The sequence below is a fragment of the Streptomyces sp. NPDC021562 genome (genome assembly GCF_040640875.1).
Classification (GTDB): domain Bacteria; phylum Actinomycetota; class Actinomycetes; order Streptomycetales; family Streptomycetaceae; genus Streptomyces.
Map to the genome: position 1 here is coordinate 60,478 of NZ_JBFACN010000009.1, position 17,588 is coordinate 78,065.

General features: G+C 71.0%; 14 protein-coding genes and 1 tRNA gene. 6 read left to right on the forward strand and 9 right to left on the reverse strand.

What is annotated here, in order from left to right:
- Positions 1-44 precede the first annotated feature (44 nt).
- Positions 45-827, reverse strand: coding sequence for a precorrin-6A synthase (deacetylating) (cobF, locus tag AB0G52_RS15860; protein WP_132887906.1), 783 nt, complete (start codon positions 825-827; stop codon positions 45-47).
- 45 nt (positions 828-872) lie between these two features.
- Positions 873-1,382, reverse strand: coding sequence for a DUF309 domain-containing protein (locus tag AB0G52_RS15865; RefSeq protein ID WP_132887907.1), 510 nt, complete (start codon positions 1,380-1,382; stop codon positions 873-875).
- A gap of 115 nt (positions 1,383-1,497) precedes the next feature.
- On the opposite strand from AB0G52_RS15865, the gene AB0G52_RS15870 reads away from it, so the two are divergent.
- From AB0G52_RS15870 to AB0G52_RS15885, 4 genes are all read left to right on the forward strand, one after another.
- Positions 1,498-1,571 (forward strand) — tRNA-Pro (locus tag AB0G52_RS15870).
- Positions 1,572-1,666: 95 nt separating this feature from the next.
- Positions 1,667-2,632, forward strand: coding sequence for a D-2-hydroxyacid dehydrogenase family protein (locus tag AB0G52_RS15875; RefSeq protein WP_361336878.1), 966 nt, complete (start codon positions 1,667-1,669; stop codon positions 2,630-2,632).
- Positions 2,633-2,908: 276 nt separating this feature from the next.
- Positions 2,909-4,726 (forward strand): ABC transporter ATP-binding protein, encoded by a 1,818-nt coding sequence (locus AB0G52_RS15880; protein ID WP_361336880.1) that lies wholly within the window; start codon positions 2,909-2,911, stop codon positions 4,724-4,726.
- 81 nt (positions 4,727-4,807) lie between these two features.
- The gene (locus AB0G52_RS15885; protein WP_361336882.1) at positions 4,808-5,473 is read left to right on the forward strand and encodes an NUDIX domain-containing protein; all 666 of its coding nucleotides are present in this window, start codon (positions 4,808-4,810) and stop codon (positions 5,471-5,473) included.
- 131 nt (positions 5,474-5,604) lie between these two features.
- Here AB0G52_RS15885 and AB0G52_RS15890 read toward each other — a convergent pair whose 3' ends face one another.
- The 7 genes from AB0G52_RS15890 to iolD all read right to left on the reverse strand — a co-directional run bounded on the left by AB0G52_RS15890 (position 5,605) and on the right by iolD (position 15,165).
- Positions 5,605-7,614: a beta-galactosidase gene (locus AB0G52_RS15890; RefSeq protein ID WP_361336884.1), complete on the reverse strand. Its 2,010-nt coding sequence runs from the start codon at positions 7,612-7,614 to the stop codon at positions 5,605-5,607.
- The gene (locus AB0G52_RS15895) at positions 7,611-8,924 is read right to left on the reverse strand and encodes a glycoside hydrolase family 36 protein (protein WP_361336886.1); all 1,314 of its coding nucleotides are present in this window, start codon (positions 8,922-8,924) and stop codon (positions 7,611-7,613) included. Before AB0G52_RS15895 ends, AB0G52_RS15890 begins: the two co-directional genes overlap by 4 nt.
- A 56-nt stretch (positions 8,925-8,980) precedes the next feature.
- Positions 8,981-9,868 carry a carbohydrate ABC transporter permease gene (locus AB0G52_RS15900; protein ID WP_132887913.1) on the reverse strand — a complete coding sequence of 296 codons (888 nt, stop codon included), beginning with the start codon at positions 9,866-9,868 and terminating at the stop codon, positions 8,981-8,983.
- Positions 9,865-10,845: a sugar ABC transporter permease gene (locus AB0G52_RS15905; protein ID WP_361336888.1), complete on the reverse strand. Its 981-nt coding sequence runs from the start codon at positions 10,843-10,845 to the stop codon at positions 9,865-9,867. The genes AB0G52_RS15900 and AB0G52_RS15905 overlap by 4 nt, the downstream gene beginning before the upstream one ends.
- 8 nt (positions 10,846-10,853) lie before the next feature.
- The gene (locus AB0G52_RS15910; protein WP_132887915.1) at positions 10,854-12,167 is read right to left on the reverse strand and encodes an extracellular solute-binding protein; all 1,314 of its coding nucleotides are present in this window, start codon (positions 12,165-12,167) and stop codon (positions 10,854-10,856) included.
- A 311-nt stretch (positions 12,168-12,478) separates the two neighbouring features.
- Complete coding sequence (locus AB0G52_RS15915) at positions 12,479-13,264, reverse strand: GntR family transcriptional regulator (protein ID WP_132887916.1); 786 nt, start codon at positions 13,262-13,264, stop codon at positions 12,479-12,481.
- Between the two features lie 29 nt (positions 13,265-13,293).
- Entirely contained in the window at positions 13,294-15,165 is a 1,872-nt protein-coding gene (iolD, locus tag AB0G52_RS15920; protein ID WP_361336891.1) for a 3D-(3,5/4)-trihydroxycyclohexane-1,2-dione acylhydrolase (decyclizing), read from the reverse strand.
- 327 nt (positions 15,166-15,492) lie between these two features.
- Between iolD and AB0G52_RS15925 the strand changes: the two genes are divergently transcribed.
- The gene (locus AB0G52_RS15925; protein ID WP_132887918.1) at positions 15,493-16,512 is read left to right on the forward strand and encodes a sugar ABC transporter substrate-binding protein; all 1,020 of its coding nucleotides are present in this window, start codon (positions 15,493-15,495) and stop codon (positions 16,510-16,512) included.
- Positions 16,512-17,588, forward strand: a complete 1,077-nt coding sequence (locus AB0G52_RS15930) for an ABC transporter permease (RefSeq protein ID WP_132888149.1) — start codon at positions 16,512-16,514, stop codon at positions 17,586-17,588. Before AB0G52_RS15925 ends, AB0G52_RS15930 begins: the two co-directional genes overlap by 1 nt.

Sequence of the window (17,588 nt, forward strand, 5' to 3'; positions counted from 1 at the left end):
CGCGGCCCGCGACCGGCCCGGCACGCGGTGGTCCCGGACCACGGTCAGGTGCCCCGCGGCCCCTCGGGGTGGCGGCGCAGCAGGTACGTGTCCATGATCCAGCCCTTGCGCTCCCGGGCCTCGGCCCGCAGCCGCTCGATCCGCGGGGCGGCCTCGGCGATCGGCCCGGCGACCAGGATCTCGTCGGGGGTGCCGAGGTAGGCGCCCCAGTAGATGTCGATGTCCTGGTCCGCGTACCGCCGGAAGGCCTGGTGCGCGTCGAGCATCACCACCACGTCGTCCACCCCGTCGGGGAGCCCCTCGGCGAGCCGCCGCCCGGTGGTGATCTGCACCGGCCGGCCCACCCGGTTCAGCCCGGTGCGGTGCCTGGCCACCAGCGACGACACACTGCTGATCCCGGGCACCACGTCGTACTCGAACGCCACCGAGCCCCGCTCCAGCACCTCCGCCAGGATCGCCAGGGTGCTGTCGTACAACGAGGGGTCGCCCCACACCAGGAAGGCGCCGGTGCCCGCCTCGCCCAGCTCCTCGCGGATCAACCGCTCGTAGATGTCCGCGCGGGCGCTGCGCCAGTCCCCGACCGCCGGTGGGTACGCGCCGCCGCTCGCCGCCCGGTCCCGCTCCGGATCCCGCGCCTCGACCAGCCGGTAGCCGCCCTCCGGTATGTGCGTGTCGAGCATGTCCCGGCGCAACCCGGTGAGGTCGCTCTTGACCTCGCCCTTGTCGAGGATGAAGAACACGTCCGTGTCCTGGATCGCCCTGACCGCCTGGAGGGTGAGCTGGTCGGGGTCGCCCGCGCCGATACCGATGACATGAATCTTTCGCACGCCCCGAAGTCTGCCGCATGCCACGGACAGCGGGTCACGCCGGTGCTACCGGGCGCCACGCAGCCGGGGTGCCTCGGTTCCCGCCGTCACCGTCCCGGCGCCGCCCTCGACCCGCCCGGCCAGCTCCCGGGCCCACCGGGCGAGCCCCTCGACGTCCATCCCGTACGGCGACCGCTCCCCGCTCCCGGCCGCCCATTCCTCGACCGCACCTGCCCCGCGCCGCAGCAGCCGCGCCCCGCCGGTCACGTTGCCCCGGGCCGAGTGCGTGAGCCCCACCGCCAGCTGCGCCAGCCCCCGCCACAGCGTCCGCTCCGCCTCGGGCCCCGACTTCCAGGCGTCCTCGAACACCTCGTGCGCGTGGAACGGCTTCCCTGCGTCCAGCAGCGCCTGCGCCTCGGTGACAGTCTCCTCGGGAGTCCGGACGACCCCTTCGGGCTGCCGCTCGACCCCGGACGCGCCGTACGGCAGCGGCCGCCCCAGCCCGTCGCGCGGCCGGGCGTTGCGCGCCCGGCCCTCGGTGTCCCGGTCCCGTGCCCCTGTCCCCGCGTTTCCCATACGACCGATTGTGCCCCCTCCGCACGCACCTCCTCGCGCCCGCTTTCGGCTCGCCCGGGTGCGTGGGGTAAGGTGCTGTTCGCGCGATCACGCGGGCCACCGCGGGTGAGCGCACCGGGACGTGGCGCAGCTTGGTAGCGCACTTGACTGGGGGTCAAGGGGTCGCAGGTTCAAATCCTGTCGTCCCGACTTGCGAGAGCGCAGGTCGAGGGGTCTGCCGGAGGGTTCCGGCGGGCCCCTTCGTCGTGTCCGGGGCACCGCTCGCAGCCATGAACAATGCCCGTATGACCCTTCGCTGTGCCGTACTCGATGACTATCAGGGCACCGCCCTCACCATGGCCGACTGGAGTCCCCTCGCCGGGCGGGCCGAGGTGCGCACGCTCCGCGAACACCTCGCCGACCGGGACCGGCTCGCCGCCGGACTCGCCGACTGCGAGATCGTCGTGATCATGCGGGAGCGCACGCCGTTCGACGCGGACCTGCTGGGGCGGCTGCCCCGGCTGCGCCTGCTGGTCACCACCGGTATGCGCAACGCCTCCGTCGACCTCGCCGCCGCGGCCGCCCGGGGCGTGACCGTCTGCGGCACGGCGAGCAACGCCACCCCGCCGGTGGAACTGACCTGGGCGCTGCTCCTCGGGCTGGCCCGGCACGTCACCACGGAGAACCGCGCCCTGCGCGCGGGCGGCCCCTGGCAGTCGACCGTCGGCCAGGACCTGGCCGGGCGCACCCTCGGCCTGCTCGGGCTCGGCAGGATCGGCACCCGGGTGGCCCGCGTGGCCGGCGCCTTCGGCATGGAGGTGCTCGCCTGGAGCCAGAACCTCACCGCCGAGCGGGCCGCCGACGCCGGGGCCCGGCTGGCGACCGACAAGGAGGAACTGCTGCGCGGCAGCGACTTCGTCTCGGTCCACCTCGTGCTCTCCGACCGCACCCGTGGCCTGCTCGGGGAGCCGGAGCTGCGCGCCATGCGGCCGCACGCCTACCTCGTCAACACCTCGCGCGCCGCGATCGTCGACCGCAGCGCCCTGCTGCGCGCCCTCGCAGAGGGCTGGATCGCGGGCGCCGGACTCGACGTCTTCGAGACCGAGCCGCTGCCCGCCGACGACCCCCTGCGCACCCTGCCGAACGTACTGGCCACCCCGCACCTCGGCTACGTCACCGAGCGGAACTACCGCACCTTCTACAAGGAGGCGGTGGGGGACATCACCGCGTTCCTCGACGGCACCCCCGTCCGGGTGCTGGCCGGCGGATGAGGCGGCCGAGCCGCCGCGCTCGGCCGCGGCGGCCGCGGCCGAGCCGCCGCGGCCGCCGACCCCGGAACCCCCGCACCTGCCCGGAGCCCTCGCACCCGCCCGGAGCCCCGCACCCGCCCGGATGCGTGTTCGCACCGTAGTCGTCGCCCCGAAAAACACGTGGACCGCGCCACCGTCGTCGCGCCACACTTCCCTTTCCTGACCTGCCGATTCCAGGCCGGCACGAACCTGTGGCGGCCGACTCGGCATGCCGCGTGACGACTACACAGGGTTGACATGACATCCTCTGTCGATTTACCTGCCACCGGACCACGCAGGGGCGCGGTGCTGCTCGCGCTCCGTTACTACGGACGGGAGCTGGCGCGGCTCAAGCGGCTCACCGTGCCCGCGATGCTGCTGCCGGCGCTCGGCAACATCGGAATCAACTACCTGGCCCCGCTGGTCGTGGCCAAGCTGGTCGGCCGGATCGCCGACGGCCACGGCCTGAGCCCGCGCAGCGCGCTGCCGTACGTCCTCGGCTTCGCCGGCGTCCTGCTGCTGGCGGAGGCGCTCTGGCGGGTCGGTCTGCACTGCCTGAACCGCCTGGACGCGCTCGGCATCGAGCGGCTGTACGTCATCGGGATGGACGAACTGTTCGCGAAGGACGCCGCGTTCTTCCACGACAACTTCGCCGGGTCGCTCACCAAGCGGGTGCTGAGCTTCGCCACCCGCTTCGAGGAGTTCGGCGACACCCTCACCTTCAACATCGTCGGCAGCTTCGTGCCGCTGGCCTTCGGGTCCGTGGTGCTGTGGCGCTACGAACCGCTGCTGGTCGCGGGCCTGTTGACGATGATCGCGGCCACCGGGGTGTGCGCGGTGCCGCTGATCCGGCGCCGACAGCAGCTGGTCGCCGAACGTGAGGAGGCCATCGCCCGGGTGTCCGGGCACGTCGCCGACAGCCTGATGAACATGGACACGGTCCGGGCGTTCGCCGCCGAGGAGCGGGAGGCCGCCGAACACCGGTCACGGGTCGCCGAGTCGCGGCGGCGCCAGCTGCGCTCCTGGGACTACGGCAACCTGCGCATCGACACGTTCGTCGCGCCGATGTCCGTGGCGACCAACGCGCTCGGCCTGCTGCTCGCCGTCACGCTGGCGGGCGGCGGGCACAGCGTGGAGGCGGTCGTGGTCGCCTTCACGTACTACACCAACGCCACCCGGATCATGTTCGAGTTCAACCAGATCTACCGGCGCATGGAAAGCTCCATGACGGAGGCCGCGCAGTTCACCGAACTGCTCCTGGAACCGCCGACCGTGCTCGACCCGGAGGAGCCCGAACCGCTCGCCCCCAAGGCCGCGGACGTCCGCTTCGAGAAGGTCTCCTTCACCCACGCGGGTGCCACACCCCTGTTCGAGGGGCTGGACCTGGAGGTGCCCGGCGGGTCGCGGTTCGGCTTCGTCGGCCGGTCGGGCGGCGGCAAGACCACGCTGACCCGGCTGCTGCTGCGGATGACCGACATCGACGGCGGCCGGATCACGATCGGCGGACAGGACATCAGCCGGCTGCGCCAGGCCGACCTGCGCAGCCAGATCGCCTACGTCCCGCAGGACCCCGCGATGTTCCACCGCACCCTGCGCGACAACATCGCCTTCGCCCGGCCCGGCGCCACCGACGCCGAGATCCGGCGGGCCGCGGAGGCCGCGCACGTCACGGAGTTCGCCGACGCGCTGCCCGACGGCTTCGAGACGATGGTGGGGGAGCGGGGCGTGAAGCTCTCCGGCGGCCAGCGGCAGCGGGTCGCACTGGCCCGGGCGATCCTCAGGGACGCCCCGATCCTGCTCCTGGACGAGGCGACCAGCGCCCTCGACTCCGAGAGCGAGCTCCTCGTCCAGGAGGCGCTGTGGCGGCTCATGGAGGGGCGGACGGCCCTGGTGGTGGCGCACCGGCTGAGCACGGTCGCCGCCATGGACCGCCTGGTGGTCCTGGACCGGGGCCGGATCGTCGAGCAGGGCACGCACCACGAACTGCTCGCCGCGCAGGGGGCCTACGCCAAACTGTGGCAGCACCAGTCGGGCGGCTTCCTCGACGAGGACCCCGCGAAGGCGGAGGTGCACTAGGTCACATCGGCCGGACCGGGCGGGTGGTAGACAGGTGATCATGCGCAATCCGAACACCTGCACCCGTCCGGCCGGCATCCGATGACCGCCGGGATCGACACCCCGGACCGCCGGGGCCGTACCGGACTCGACCGCACCGGCCGGGACCTGACCGGCAACCCGCGCGTGCGGGTCCGGGACGTGAAACTGCTCTCCAGCCACTGGTACGTCGAGCGGGCCACCACCTTCGACTACCGGCACGCCGACGGCACCTGGCGCACCGAGGAGCGCGAGACCCACGACCGCGGCAACGGCGCCACCCTGCTCCTGTACGACGCCGAACGCGAAACCGTCCTGCTCACCCGCCAGTTCAGGTTCCCGGTGTACGTCAACGGCCACCCCGACGGCATGCTGATCGAGACCCCCGCCGGACTCCTGGACGAGGCGGACGAACACCCCGAGCACGCGGTCCGCCGGGAGGTCGTCGAGGAGACCGGGCACACCGTCGGCGACGTCCAGCACGTCTTCGACGTCTACATGAGCCCCGGCTCGGTCACCGAGCGGATCTCCTTCTACGCGGCCGCCTACGGCCCGTCCACCCGCACCCACGAGGGCGGCGGCCTGGACGAGGAGGGCGAGGAGATCGAGATCCTCGAACTCCCCTTCCGCCGGGCCCTGGAGATGATCCGGACGGGCGAGATCGCCGACGCCAAGACGATCATGCTGTTGCAGTGGGCGGCCCTGGAGGGCCCGTTCGCCGGCCGGTGATCCGGTCGACAGCCGTGACCTGAAGCGCACTTCGAGCCGAAGACTGCGTTCGCGCACCCGGACCCCGGGTGCGCGAACGCAGGAGACGGCATGGCCGCCGCCGGGGCACGGCCCCGCGCGGCCCCCGGCGGCTACCGGGCCCGCGGCTCGCGTACGACGGCGACGTCGCCGGGCGCCACGGTGACCGTGCCGTCGGCCGGTTTGCCGGACAGCAGTTCCACCGAGCCGGGGGCGACCGAGAGTTCGGCGCCCTGCCCGGCGTGGTCGATCACGAACAGGTAGTCCGCGTCCGCGCCGCGCCGCCGGGCCACCTCCACGCCCGCCGGGGCGGTGCGGACCGCGGTCACGCCCGCCTCGGCGCGGATCCGGTCCAGCAGCCCCGCCAGGGTGTCGGCGTCCGGGAGGGTGGCCACGTACCAGGCGGCACCCGAGCCGTACCCGTGCCGGGTGACCGCGGGCACGCCGGCCAGCGGCCCGTCGGTGTACGACGTCACCACGTCCGCGCCCGCCGGGCGGACCCGCTCCGACCAGAGCGACCCGGTGCCGCCCTCGCTGAGCGTCACCCGCTGTCCGGGCAGCAGCGGGAACAGTTCGTCGGTGGACACGCCCAGCAGCTCCCGGAAGGCCCCCGGGTAACCGCCCAGCCGCACATGGCAGTTCTCGTCCACGGCGCCGCTGTGGAAGCCGACGGCGAGGGTGCCGCCGGCCTGGGTGAAGGCCGCCAGGTTGGCCGCGCCCGCGTCGTCCACCAGGTACAGGCTCGGGGCGAGGACCGCCTTGTACGCCGACAGGTCGGCGTCCGGGCGGACGAAGTCCACGGCCACGCCCGCCCGCCACAGAGGCTCGTACCAGGCCCGGACCACGTCCAGGTAGCGCAGCTCCCCGCTGGGCTGGGAGGGCAGCTCGACCGCCCATCGGGCGTCCCAGTCCCAGACGACGGCCACCTCGGCCGTGCCGGTGCTGCCGCGGACCTCGGCCAGCGCCCTGAGGTCCGCGCCCAGCCGGACCACGTCCCGCCAGATCTGGCTGTCGGTGCCCGCGTGGGGCAGCATCGCCGAGTGCCACTGCTCGGCACCCGCCTTCGCCGCCCGCCACTGGAAGTACGCGATGCCGTCGGCGCCGTGTGCCACATGGGCGAGCGCGTTGCGCCGCAACTCGCCCGGATTCTTCGCCCGGTTGACGGGCTGCCAGTTCACGGCGCCCGTCGAGTGCTCCATCAGCAGCCACGGCCCGCCCGCCAGCGACCGCATCAGGTCACCGCTGAGCGCGACGTCGATCTCCGACTCGGGGTCGGCCGACATCAGGTAGTGGTCGTTGGCCACCACGTCCAGCTCCGGTGCCCAGCGCCAGTAGTCGAGGGCGTCGAAGGTGGCCATCACCATGAAGTTGGTGGTGGCCGGGATCGCCGGGGCCGCCTCCCGGAGCACGTCCCGCTCGGCCGTGTACAGCGACAGCAGTTCGTCCGAGCAGAACCGGCGCCAGTCCAGCTGCTGCGTCGGGTTGGGTACGGCGCCGGTCGCGCGCGGCGGCAGGATCTCCTCCCAGTCGTAGTACCACTGGCTCCAGAAGGTGGTGCCCCAGGCGTGGTTGAGGGCGGCCAGGTCGTCGCCGTAGCGGGCCCGCAGCCAGCGCCGGAAGGACTGAGCGCTGGTGTCGCAGTAGCAGGCCGCGTTGTGGCAGCCGTACTCGTTGTGGACGTGCCACATCGTGACGGCCGGGTGGCTCGCGTACCGCTCGGCGAGGGCGGCCGTGATGCGGAGCGCGGCCTCGCGGTAGGCGGGGCTGCTCGGGCAGAACGTCTGGCGGCTGCCGTACGACAGGGTGCGGCCGTCGTGGTCCACCGGGAGCGCCTCGGGGTGGGCGCGGAAGAACCAGGCCGGCGGCGCGGCCGTGGGGGTGGCGAGGTCGGCGGCGATGCCGTTCTCGTGCAGGAGGTCCAGGATCCGGTCCGTCCGCGAGAAGTCGAAGACGCCCTCGGAGGGCTCCATCAGCGCCCACGAGAAGATGCCGACGCTGACCATGTTGACGCCCGCCTCGCGCATCAGGCGGACGTCCTCGTCCCAGACCTCCTCGGGCCACTGCTCGGGGTTGTAGTCGCCGCCGTAGGCGATGCCCGGGACGGAGAGGGTGCGGTCGCTCATCGGTGAACTCCGGTCAGAATGCGGCGGGTCGTCTCCACGCCCCACGGGTCGAGGGAGAGCAGCCGGTCGCCGGAGGCGACCAGGCCGCCGACGGCCTCCACGTGGGCCGCCCAGCGGGCGCGGGTCTCCACCGCGGGGCGGGCCAGCAGGCAGTCGGGGTCGTTGGTCCAGAGGCGTTCGTGCTGCCACTGGCGGGCGGCGCCGGTGAACTCGGCGGGGTCCTGGCCGGGCCGGCTGTAGTCACCGGCCTCGGGCCGGCGGTGCGGGGCCGTGTCGGGGCTGACCCGCATCGCGTCGAACAGGCCGATGGACGGCAGGACGGGGGCGCCGCAGCCCAGCAGGTAGGCGTCCGCGCCGATCGCCTCCCGGATCAGGGCGACGCCCAACCGGTAGGCGGTCAGCGCGTCCGCGCCCGAGTGCCGGACGCCGTCCATCGCACCCGCGTAGAGGAAGTCGGTCTTGAAGTAGTCGTAGCCCTCGGCGCGCAGCGTCGCGAACACCTCGGTGAGGCAGGCCGCGGCGGCCGGGTGCGTGGTGTCCAGGACGTACAGGTCGTGACCCCGGTCGCGGCCCGCGTGGAGCGGGCCGCCGTCGGGGTCGCGGACCAGCCAGTCCGGGTGCGTCGCGGCGAGTTCGCTCGCCGGGTCGACCAGAAAGGGCGCCGTCCGTATGCCCGCCCGGCGGCCGCGGGCGCGGATGGTGTCCGCGACGCCCTGCCGGGAGCGGAACCGGCCCGAGAGGGTCAGCCAGTCGCCCAGCGCCTTCTGGTGGCCGTCGTCGATCTGCACCACGTCGATCGGCAGGTCGAGGGTGTCCATCGCCCGCAGGTTCTCGTGGACGTCGTCCTCGGTGACGGCCGTGAAGTACGCGTGCCAGGAGCACCAGACGGTCGGCGCGGGGCGCGGGGCCGGCAGGGCGAGCGAGTCGGCCCACTCGGCCAGCACGGACTGGACGTCCGTGCCCGTCCACTCCTTGACCGGGCCGTCGGCCGCCACCTCGGCGACCGGGCCCGCGACCGTGAGGCGGATCGAGGGCACCTCGTGCAGCGGGTCCGGCGCCGCCCAGAGCCGGACCGGGGAGCCGTCGCCCGGGTCGAGCGCCAGCAGGCCCTCGCCCTGGAAGACCCCGGCCGGCACGGCGCGGCCGGGGCGTTGGCAGACGGTCGCCCGGTTGTCGTTCGTCGGGCGGCGGGGCGCGGCCCCGAGGGCGTAGGAGCCGCTCGGTGACCAGGACTGCCAGCCCTCCTCATGGACACGGGCGGTGCGCGTGTCCACCGGCACGGCGGCGGCCGGGGTGAACGGGTTGTGCACGGGGTTCTCTTTCACGGGTGGCCGAGTGCGCACGCACCCGGCCGGGGGGAACCGGGTCAGCCCTTCGCGGAGCCCAGGGTCAGACCGCTGACGAACTGCTTCTGGAGCACGAAGTACACGATCAGAGTCGGGATCGCGGTGAGCAGCGAGCCGGCGGCGACCAGGTTCGGGTCGGTGAAGTACTGGCCGGAGAGGTTGTTCAGCGCCGAGGTGATCGGCATGTTCTCACCGGTCGAGATCAGCACCAGCGCCCAGAAGAAGTCGTTGTAGATCCAGATCGACAGCAGGGTCGCCAGGGCCGCCATGGCGGGCCGGCACAGCGGCAGCGTGATCTGCCAGTACAGCCGCCACACCGAGGCGCCGTCCACCAGCGCGGCCTCGGTCAGCTCGTGCGGGAGCGAGCGCATGTAGTTCGACAGCACGAACGCGCAGAACCCGGACTGGAACGCGACGTGGATCAGCACCAGGCCGAGCGCCGAGTCGTACAGCTTGCCGCTCTGGGTGATGCCCGGCAGGTTGGTCAGCAGGTACATCCGGTACAGCGGGGTGATGATGACCTGCTGGGGGAGCAGGTTGCCCGCGGTGAACACCAGCAGCAGCGCCAGGTTGACCCGGAAGTCGAACCGGCTGACGTAGAACGCGACCATCGACGACAGGAACAGCGTGAGCAGCACGGCCGGGACCGCGATGATCAACGTGTTCATGAAGTAGTGGGTCATGTCCGACTGCGTGAACGCGTTCTTGAAGTTGTCGAAGTTCAGCGTGTGCGGCCAGGACAGGTAGCCGCGCGCGCTGGTCTCGCTGTAGGGGCGCATGGCCGAGAAGACCGCCCACAGCAGCGGGGCGAGCCAGGCCAGGGCCGCCCCGGCGAGGAACACGTGCAGCAGGACGCGGGCCGGGCGGATCGGGTTGCGCTGCTTGGCCAGCGCGCTCACGGTGCTCATGCGCGCCGCTCCTTCCGGAAGGTCGCGATCAGGTACGGAATGATCACGATCAGCGAGATGACCAGCAGGACCACCGCGATCGCGGAGCCGTAACCGATCCGGCTGGACTCGCCGATGATGTTGTTGGTCACCAGGATGGAGAGCAACTCGGTTCCCTGGGCGCCCTTGTTGAAGACGAAGACCAGGTCGAAGGCGCGCAGCGCCTCGATGATGGTCACGACCAGGACGACCGTGTTGGTCGGGCGCAGGGTCGGGAAGATGACGTTCTTGAACGTCTGCCACTCGTTGGCGCCGTCCAGCGCCGAGGCCTCCCGCAGCGACGGGTCCACGCTCTTGAGGCCGGCCAGGTACAGGATCATCATGTAGCCGGCGTGCCGCCAGGACGCGGCGATCAGCACGGCCCACAGGTTGAGCTTCGGGTCGCCGATCCAGTCGATGTAGTGGCCGGGCTTGTTGGCGCCGATGATGCTGTTGATCAGACCCGTGTCCGGGTTGTAGATCAGCTGCCAGACGAAGCCGATGCAGGCCATCGAGATGACGACCGGCAGGAAGAACGCGGTCTGGTAGATCCGGGTGAACCTGATCTTCTTGTCCAGCTGTACGGCCAGGAACAGGCCGAACGGCGTCGGGATCAGGATCAGCACGACGAACCAGATGACGTTGTGCTGGACCGCGGGCCAGAACTGCGGGTTGTCGGCGAAGAGCTGTTTGAAGTTGTCCAGCCCGACCCACTTGATGGAGTCGAAGCCGATGCCGTCCCAGGTGGTGAAGGCGAGGAGGATCGAGGCCAGGGCGGTCACCCAGACCAGGAGAACGTGCAGGATCGTCGGCACGCCCGCCATGAAGGCGAGCGTGATCCGGTCGCGGCGGGTCAGCAGGCGCTTGTGCCCCTGCCGGATCCGCTTCTTCTCGGACGCGCGCCCAGGAGGCGGCACGGCGGCCGCCTCCTGGGACTTCGTGGGGGTATCGGTGGTCATTCCAGAGCTCACTGGGAGGCGAAGATGGTCTTCTTCTGGCGCTCGATGGACGAGAGCAGGCTGTCGATCCCCTTCGGGTTCTGCAGGAACTTCTGCAGACCGGGCTGCATCACCGTGGAGGTGAAGTCCGGGCGGGAGTCGCGGTCCATGAACTGGGTGAGGTTCTTGGCGCCGCTGATCATCGTGTACGCCTTCTTCTGCAGCGCGGTGTACGACGAGGTGTCGGCCTTGCTGGAGGCGGCCACCACGCTGTTGTCGGCCTTCAGGTAGATCTGCTCGGCCTCGGGGGTGCCGAGGTACTCCATGAGCTTGACGACACCGTCGTGGTTCTTCGGGGACTTGCTGACCATGAAGCCGTCGGTGGGCGCCTCGACGGTGTCCTGGCCGTACGCGGAGTTGAGCTCCGGGAAGGCGAAGAAGTCGAGGTCGTCCAGGTCGGCCTTGTTGGTGAACTGCTGGCCCACGAAGGAACCGAGGACGTACATGCCGGCCTTCTTGGAGACCAGGGTCTGGGCGGCGTCCTGCCAGGTGCGGCCCATGAAGCCGTCCTGGTGGTAGGGGAGGATCTCGGCCCAGTGGTCGAAGACGGCCTTGACCTTGGGGTCGGTCCAGGACTCCTTGCCCGCCATCAGGGACTTGTGGAAGTCGTAGCCGTTGAGGCGGAAGTTGATCTGGTCGAAGGTGCCCATCGCCGGCCAGGCGTCCTTGTCGCCGAAGGCGATCGGGACCAGGCCGTCGCCCTTCATCTTCTTGCACAGGGCGACGAACGCGTCCCAGGTGGTGGGGACTTCGTAGCCCTTCGCCTGGAAGACGCTCTTGCGGTAGAAGACCGCCCACGGGTACGTGTACAGCGGGACGAAGTAGTACTTGCCGTCCTCGCCCTTGCTGAGCTGCTTCATCGCGTCGGGGAAGTTGTCCCCGATCTTCGCCCACACGTCGTCGATCGGCGAGGCCAGGTTCTTGGCCGCGAAGAACTGCATGCGGTAACCGGCGAACCAGGTGAACACGTCGTCCGGCGTGCCCTGCAGGTAGGAGTTGATCTGCTCCTGGAAGGTGTTGTGGTCCTTCGTGTTGACGTCGACCTTGATGCCCGACTGCTTGGTGAAGGCCGCGTAGATCTCCGCGAAGGCCTTCTTCGGCACCGCGTCGGACGAGTTGGAGCCGAGGCTCACGGTCTTCGGGTCGGAGGAGGACCCACTGCTTCCGCAGGCGGACAGCAGGGGTATGCCGGCACCCGCGAGGAGGGCGGCGGAGCCGGCCCCACGCAGGACGTTACGGCGGCTCGGACCCGGCACGTGAAGACCGGACGGGGAGATGCGCATGGCGGCTCCTGGAGTAACAGGGTTCGGCAAGGGGAAGAGCTGATCTTCGAAAGGTCCCGAAACCGATCAGAAACCAACTCGGCCGAACATCGTGGGCGCAATAACAGCCGGTTGTCCTCTCATGCGTCAATAGCCTGCGTCTCTCTCGCCCGTCTCTTGCCCGAAACGTAATCGTCATGGTCGCCTGCCGGTTTGTTGAACAAAGCGGGACGAGCGAGCCCCCACCGGACAAACTCCGTGGGGGCTCGTGTGCGGGCATGTTGGTTTCACACCCCCGGACCTGCTGCTCCCGCCTTCTCGCCGACGACGGGCTACGGCCGGACGAGCAGCTGGAAGTCGAAGGCGTACCGGGACGCCCGGTAGACGTGGCTGCCGTACTCCACCGGCCGGCCGGTGTCGTCGTAGGCCGTGCGGCGCATGGTGAGCAGGGCGGCGCCCGCCTGCTCGTCCAGCCGGGCGGCCTCCTCGGCGGTCGCGCTGCGGGCGCCCACGGTCTGCCGGGCGCTGTGCAGGGTGATGCCTGCCGTACGCATCATCCGGTACAGGCCGGTCGACTCCAGACGTTCCGTCTCCAGGTCGAGCAGGGCCGCCGGCAGGTAGTTGCACAGGAACGCCACCGGCTGGCCGTGGGTGCAGCGCAGCCGCTCCAGGACCACCACCTCCGCGCCCTCCGCGATGCCGAGCGCCGCGGCCACCTCGGCGGTCGCCGGGATCCGCTCGTTGCGCAGCACCTGGGTGGTCGGGCCCTGCCCGGCCGACTCCAGGTCGTCGTAGAGGCTGCTCAGCTCCAGCGGGCGCTTGACCTGACTGTGCACCACCTGGGTGCCCACGCCCCGGCGGCGCACGAGCAGGCCCTTGTCGACCAGCGACTGGATGGCCTGGCGGACCGTGGGCCGGGACAGGCCGAGCCGTACCGACAGGTCGATCTCGTTGCCCAGGAGGTTGCCCGGCGCCAGGACGCCGTGCTCGATGGCCTCCTCCAGCTGCTGGGCGAGCTGGTAGTAGAGCGGCACCGGGCTGCCCCGGTCCAGGGCGAAGTCCAGGGTGTCGAGCGCCGAGACGGTCGCGGCGCGGGTGGAATCACCGGTTCTGGCCACCGGGAGACCTCCTTCCGGGGTTCTGGGGGTCACAGGTGCCGGACGCGGTCGGCCACCTGCCGGTCGTAGTCCGCACGGGCGCGTACGGCGGCCTCGCGGGACGCCGTCTCGGCGACCGGCACGTCCCACCACGCCTCGGCGGGCGGAGCGCCGGTCGCCGGGTCCGTCTCCACGTACACGCACGTGGGCCGGTCGCTCGCGCGGGCCGCGGACAGCGCCTCGCGCAGCTCCCGCACCGTCTTGGCGCGCAGCACGTCCATGCCGAGGCTGGCCGCGTTGGCGGCGAGGTCGACCGGCAGCGGGGCGCCGGAGAAGGTGCCGTCGGCGGCCCGGTACCGGTAGGCGGTGCCGAACCGCTCGCCGCCCACCGTCTCGGACAGGCCGCCGATGGAGGCGTAGCCGTGGTTCTGGACGAGGACCAGGTTGACCGGCAGGCCCTCCTGGACGGCGGTGACGATCTCGGTCGGCATCATCAGGTAGGTGCCGTCGCCGACCAGCGACCAGACGGTCACGTCCGGCGCGGCCTGCTGGACGCCGATGCCCGCCGGGATCTCGTACCCCATGCAGGAGTAGCCGTACTCCAGGTGGTACTGGCGCGGCGAGCGGGCCCGCCACAGCTTGTGCAGGTCGCCCGGGAGCGAACCGGCCGCGTTGATGACAACGTCGTCATCCCCGACCACGGCGTCCAGGGCGCCGAGCACCTGGGTCTGGGTCGGTACGGCGTCCTCGTCGTCGGCGCGGTAGGCGGCCTCGACGACGGCCTCCCAGCGCTCCTTGCCCGCCCGGTACTCGGCCGCGTACTCCGCGGCCACCCGGTGCCCCGCGAGGGCCTCGGTGAGGGCCGTGAGCCCGGTGCGCGCGTCGCAGACCAGCGGGTGCGCGGACTGCTTGTGGGCGTCGAGGCCGGTGATGTTCAGGTTCACGAAGCGGACGGCCGGGTTCTGGAAGAGGGTGCCGGAGGCCGTGGTGAAGTCCGAGTACCGGGTGCCGACCCCGATCACCAGGTCGGCGGTGCGGGCCAGGTCGTCGGCGACGGCGGTCCCGGTGTGCCCGATACCGCCCAGATCGGCCTGGTGGTCGTGGCGCAGCGAGCCCTTGCCCGCCTGGGTCGAGGCGACCGGGATGCCCGTGGCCTCCACGAGGGCCCTCAGGGCGTCCTCCGCGCGGCTGTGGTGGACTCCGCCGCCCGCCACGATCAACGGGCGCCGGGCGGCCCGTACGGCGGCTGCCGCGGCCGTCAGCTCGGCCGGGTCGGGGGCCGGCCGCCGTACCCGCCAGACACGGTCGGCGAAGAACTCCTCCGGCCAGTCGTAGGCCTCCGCCTGCACGTCCTGGGGGAGGGCGAGGGTGACCGCGCCGGTCTCGGCCGGGTCGGCGAGCACGCGCATCGCGTTCAGGGCGGAGGGGATCAGCGCCTCGGCGCGGGTGACCCGGTCGAAGTAGCGCGAGACCGGACGCAGGGTGTCGTTCACCGAGACGTCGAACTCGGTTGGGTGCTCCAGCTGTTGCAGCAGCGGGTCGGGGGCGTGGCTCGCGAAGTAGTCGCCGGGCAGCAGCAGCACCGGCAGGCGGTTGATGGTGGCGAGGGCGGCGCCGGTCACCAGGTTGGTGGCGCCCGGGCCGATGGACGTGGTCACCGCCTGCGCGGAGAGCCGGTCCAGCTGCCGGGCGTGCGCCACGGCCGCGTGCACCATGGCCTGTTCGTTGCGGCCCTGGTGGTACGGCATCACGTCGCCGTACTCCAGGAGCGCCTGGCCGATCCCGGCCACGTTGCCGTGGCCGAAGATGCCCCAGGTGCCGGCGATGAGCCGGTGCCGGACGCCGTCGCGCTCGGTGTACTGGGCGGACAGGAACCGCACCAGTGCCTGGGCGACGGTCAGGCGGGTGGTCGGCTGGCTCATGAGGGACCTCATCGGGGCGGGGGGGTGGGGGTACACCCGGCGGAAGCGGGTAGGGATCGGCTGCGTACGGGCTTCGGTACGGTCTTCGGGGTGGACGGATGCCCCTCAGGTGTAGATCGGGGCGAGTCGCGCTGTCAATGGTTTGTACTTACATTCGGACCTGAGCGTGAAATGATGTCTTAACAAAGTATTGACAGCGGGCCGCGCAGGGACTTGTATCCCGTCCCAACACGCAGCACCGGCTCGGACCATCACTTTTCGGCCCGGGCCGGCACGGGATCCCCGAGATCCCCCTTTTCCCCCGGCGCACAGTGAGGTGCAGGAAAGATGGACCGCTCAGCCCGTACCCGTACGCGGAAACTGGCCCCCTTCGTCGCCGCGGCCGCGGCGGCCGCCCTGGCCCTCACCGGCTGCTCCAGCAGCACCGGAGGAAAGAAGTCCGAGGAGGGCGGCGCGGCCGCCTCCGCCGGCAAGGCGAGCACCCCCCGCATGACGGTCGCGCTCGTCACCCACCAGGCGCCCGGCGACACCTTCTGGGACATCGTCCGCAAGGGTGCCGAGGCGGCCGCGGCCAAGGACAACATCAAGCTGGTCTACTCGGCCGATCCGAACGCCGGCAACCAGGCCAACCTGGTGCAGAACGCGATCGACCAGAAGGTCGACGGGATAGCCGTCACCCTCGCCAAGCCGGACGCCATGAAGGACGTCATCTCCAAGGCGAGCTCGGCGAACATCCCGGTCGTGGGGCTCAACTCCGGCCTGAGCGACTGGAAGAAGCTCGGTCTGCTCGAGTTCTTCGGCCAGGACGAGACGGTCGCGGGCGAGGCGCTCGGCAACCGGCTGAACACGGAGGGCGCCAAGAAGGTCGTCTGTGTCATCCAGGAGCAGGGCAACGTCGGCCTCACCCAGCGCTGCGACGGCGTGAAGAAGACGTTCTCCGGGACGACGGAGACCCTGTACGTCGACGGCACCTCGCCGACCTCGGTCAAGTCGACGATCACCGCCAAGCTCAAGCAGGACGGCTCCGTCGACCACGTGGTCACGCTCGGCGCGCCCATCGCGCTGATCGCCGTGCAGTCGGTGTCCGACGCGGGCAGCAAGGCCAAGATCGCCACCTTCGACCTGAACAAGGACCTGACCGGCGCCATCAGCAAGGGCACCATCGAGTTCGCCGTGGACCAGCAGCCCTACCTCCAGGGCTACCTCGCGGTCGACTCGCTGTGGCTCTACAAGAACAACGGCAACTACAGCGGCGGCGGCGAGCAGCCGGTGCTGACCGGCCCGGCCTTCGTCGACAAGTCCAACGTCGAGAAGGTCGCCCAGTTCGCCGCGAAGGGCACCCGGTGATCGGTATGAGTCAGCAGTCCGCGCCGGCGGTGGCGACACCGCCGGCCCCCGGCTCGCAGGAGAAGGACGGCCGCACCGCACAACGGCCGCTGGCCCTCAGGCTGCTGGCCCGGCCCGAGGTGGGCGTCTTCCTCGGTGCCGTCGCGGTCTACGTCTTCTTCCTGGTCGCGGCCCCGCCGGTGCGCGAGGCCAGTTCGATGGCGAACATCCTCTACCAGTCCTCGACCATCGGCATCATGGCCATCCCGGTCGCCCTGCTGATGATCGGCGGCGAGTTCGACCTCTCGGCCGGTGTCGCGGTGGTCACCTCGGCGCTGACCGCGAGCATGCTGGCCTACCAGCTGTCCATGAACGTGTGGGTCGGCGTGATCGCCGCGCTCGTCGTGTCGCTCGCCATCGGCGCCCTCAACGGCTGGCTGGTGGTCCGCACCGGACTGCCCAGCTTCCTGATCACCCTGGGCAGCTTCCTGATCCTCCAAGGGGTGAACCTCGCCGTGACCAAGCTGGTCACCGGCAACGTCGCCACCGACGACATCAGCAACATGGACGGCTTCAACCAGGTGAAGAGCATCTTCGCCTCGACCGTCACCATCGGCGGCGTCGACGTGAAGATCACCATCTTCTGGTGGCTGTTCTTCGCCGCCGTCGCCACCTGGGTCCTGCTGCGCACCAGGTACGGCAACTGGATCTTCGCGGTCGGCGGCAACAAGGACAGCGCCCGCGCGGTCGGCGTCCCGGTGAACTTCACCAAGATCTCGCTGTTCATGCTGGTCGGCTTCGGCGCCTGGTTCGTCGGCATGCACCAGCTGTTCTCCTTCAACACCGTGCAGTCCGGCGAGGGCGTCGGCCAGGAGCTGATCTACATCTCCGCCGCGGTGATCGGCGGCTGCCTGCTCACCGGCGGCGCCGGTTCGGCGATCGGCCCGGTCTTCGGCGCCTTCATGTTCGGCATGGTGCAGCAGGGCATCGTCTACGCCGGCTGGAACCCCGACTGGTTCAAGGCCTTCCTCGGCGTCATGCTGCTCGGCGCCGTCATGATCAACCTGTGGGTCCAGCGCACCGCGACCAGGAGGTGA

What these genes read in the sequence shown, in the direction of transcription:
- AB0G52_RS15865 (WP_132887907.1), bottom strand. Translation starts at nt 1,382, where the DNA reads ATGGGAAACGCGGGGACAGGGGCACGGGACCGGGACACCGAGGGCCGG.
- AB0G52_RS15875 (WP_361336878.1), top strand. Translation starts at nt 1,667, where the DNA reads ATGACCCTTCGCTGTGCCGTACTCGATGACTATCAGGGCACCGCCCTC.
- AB0G52_RS15880 (WP_361336880.1), top strand. Translation starts at nt 2,909, where the DNA reads ATGACATCCTCTGTCGATTTACCTGCCACCGGACCACGCAGGGGCGCG.
- AB0G52_RS15885 (WP_361336882.1), top strand. Translation starts at nt 4,808, where the DNA reads ATGACCGCCGGGATCGACACCCCGGACCGCCGGGGCCGTACCGGACTC.
- AB0G52_RS15890 (WP_361336884.1), bottom strand. Translation starts at nt 7,614, where the DNA reads ATGAGCGACCGCACCCTCTCCGTCCCGGGCATCGCCTACGGCGGCGAC.
- AB0G52_RS15900 (WP_132887913.1), bottom strand. Translation starts at nt 9,868, where the DNA reads ATGAGCACCGTGAGCGCGCTGGCCAAGCAGCGCAACCCGATCCGCCCG.
- AB0G52_RS15905 (WP_361336888.1), bottom strand. Translation starts at nt 10,845, where the DNA reads ATGACCACCGATACCCCCACGAAGTCCCAGGAGGCGGCCGCCGTGCCG.
- AB0G52_RS15910 (WP_132887915.1), bottom strand. Translation starts at nt 12,167, where the DNA reads ATGCGCATCTCCCCGTCCGGTCTTCACGTGCCGGGTCCGAGCCGCCGT.
- iolD (WP_361336891.1), bottom strand. Translation starts at nt 15,165, where the DNA reads ATGAGCCAGCCGACCACCCGCCTGACCGTCGCCCAGGCACTGGTGCGG.
- AB0G52_RS15925 (WP_132887918.1), top strand. Translation starts at nt 15,493, where the DNA reads ATGGACCGCTCAGCCCGTACCCGTACGCGGAAACTGGCCCCCTTCGTC.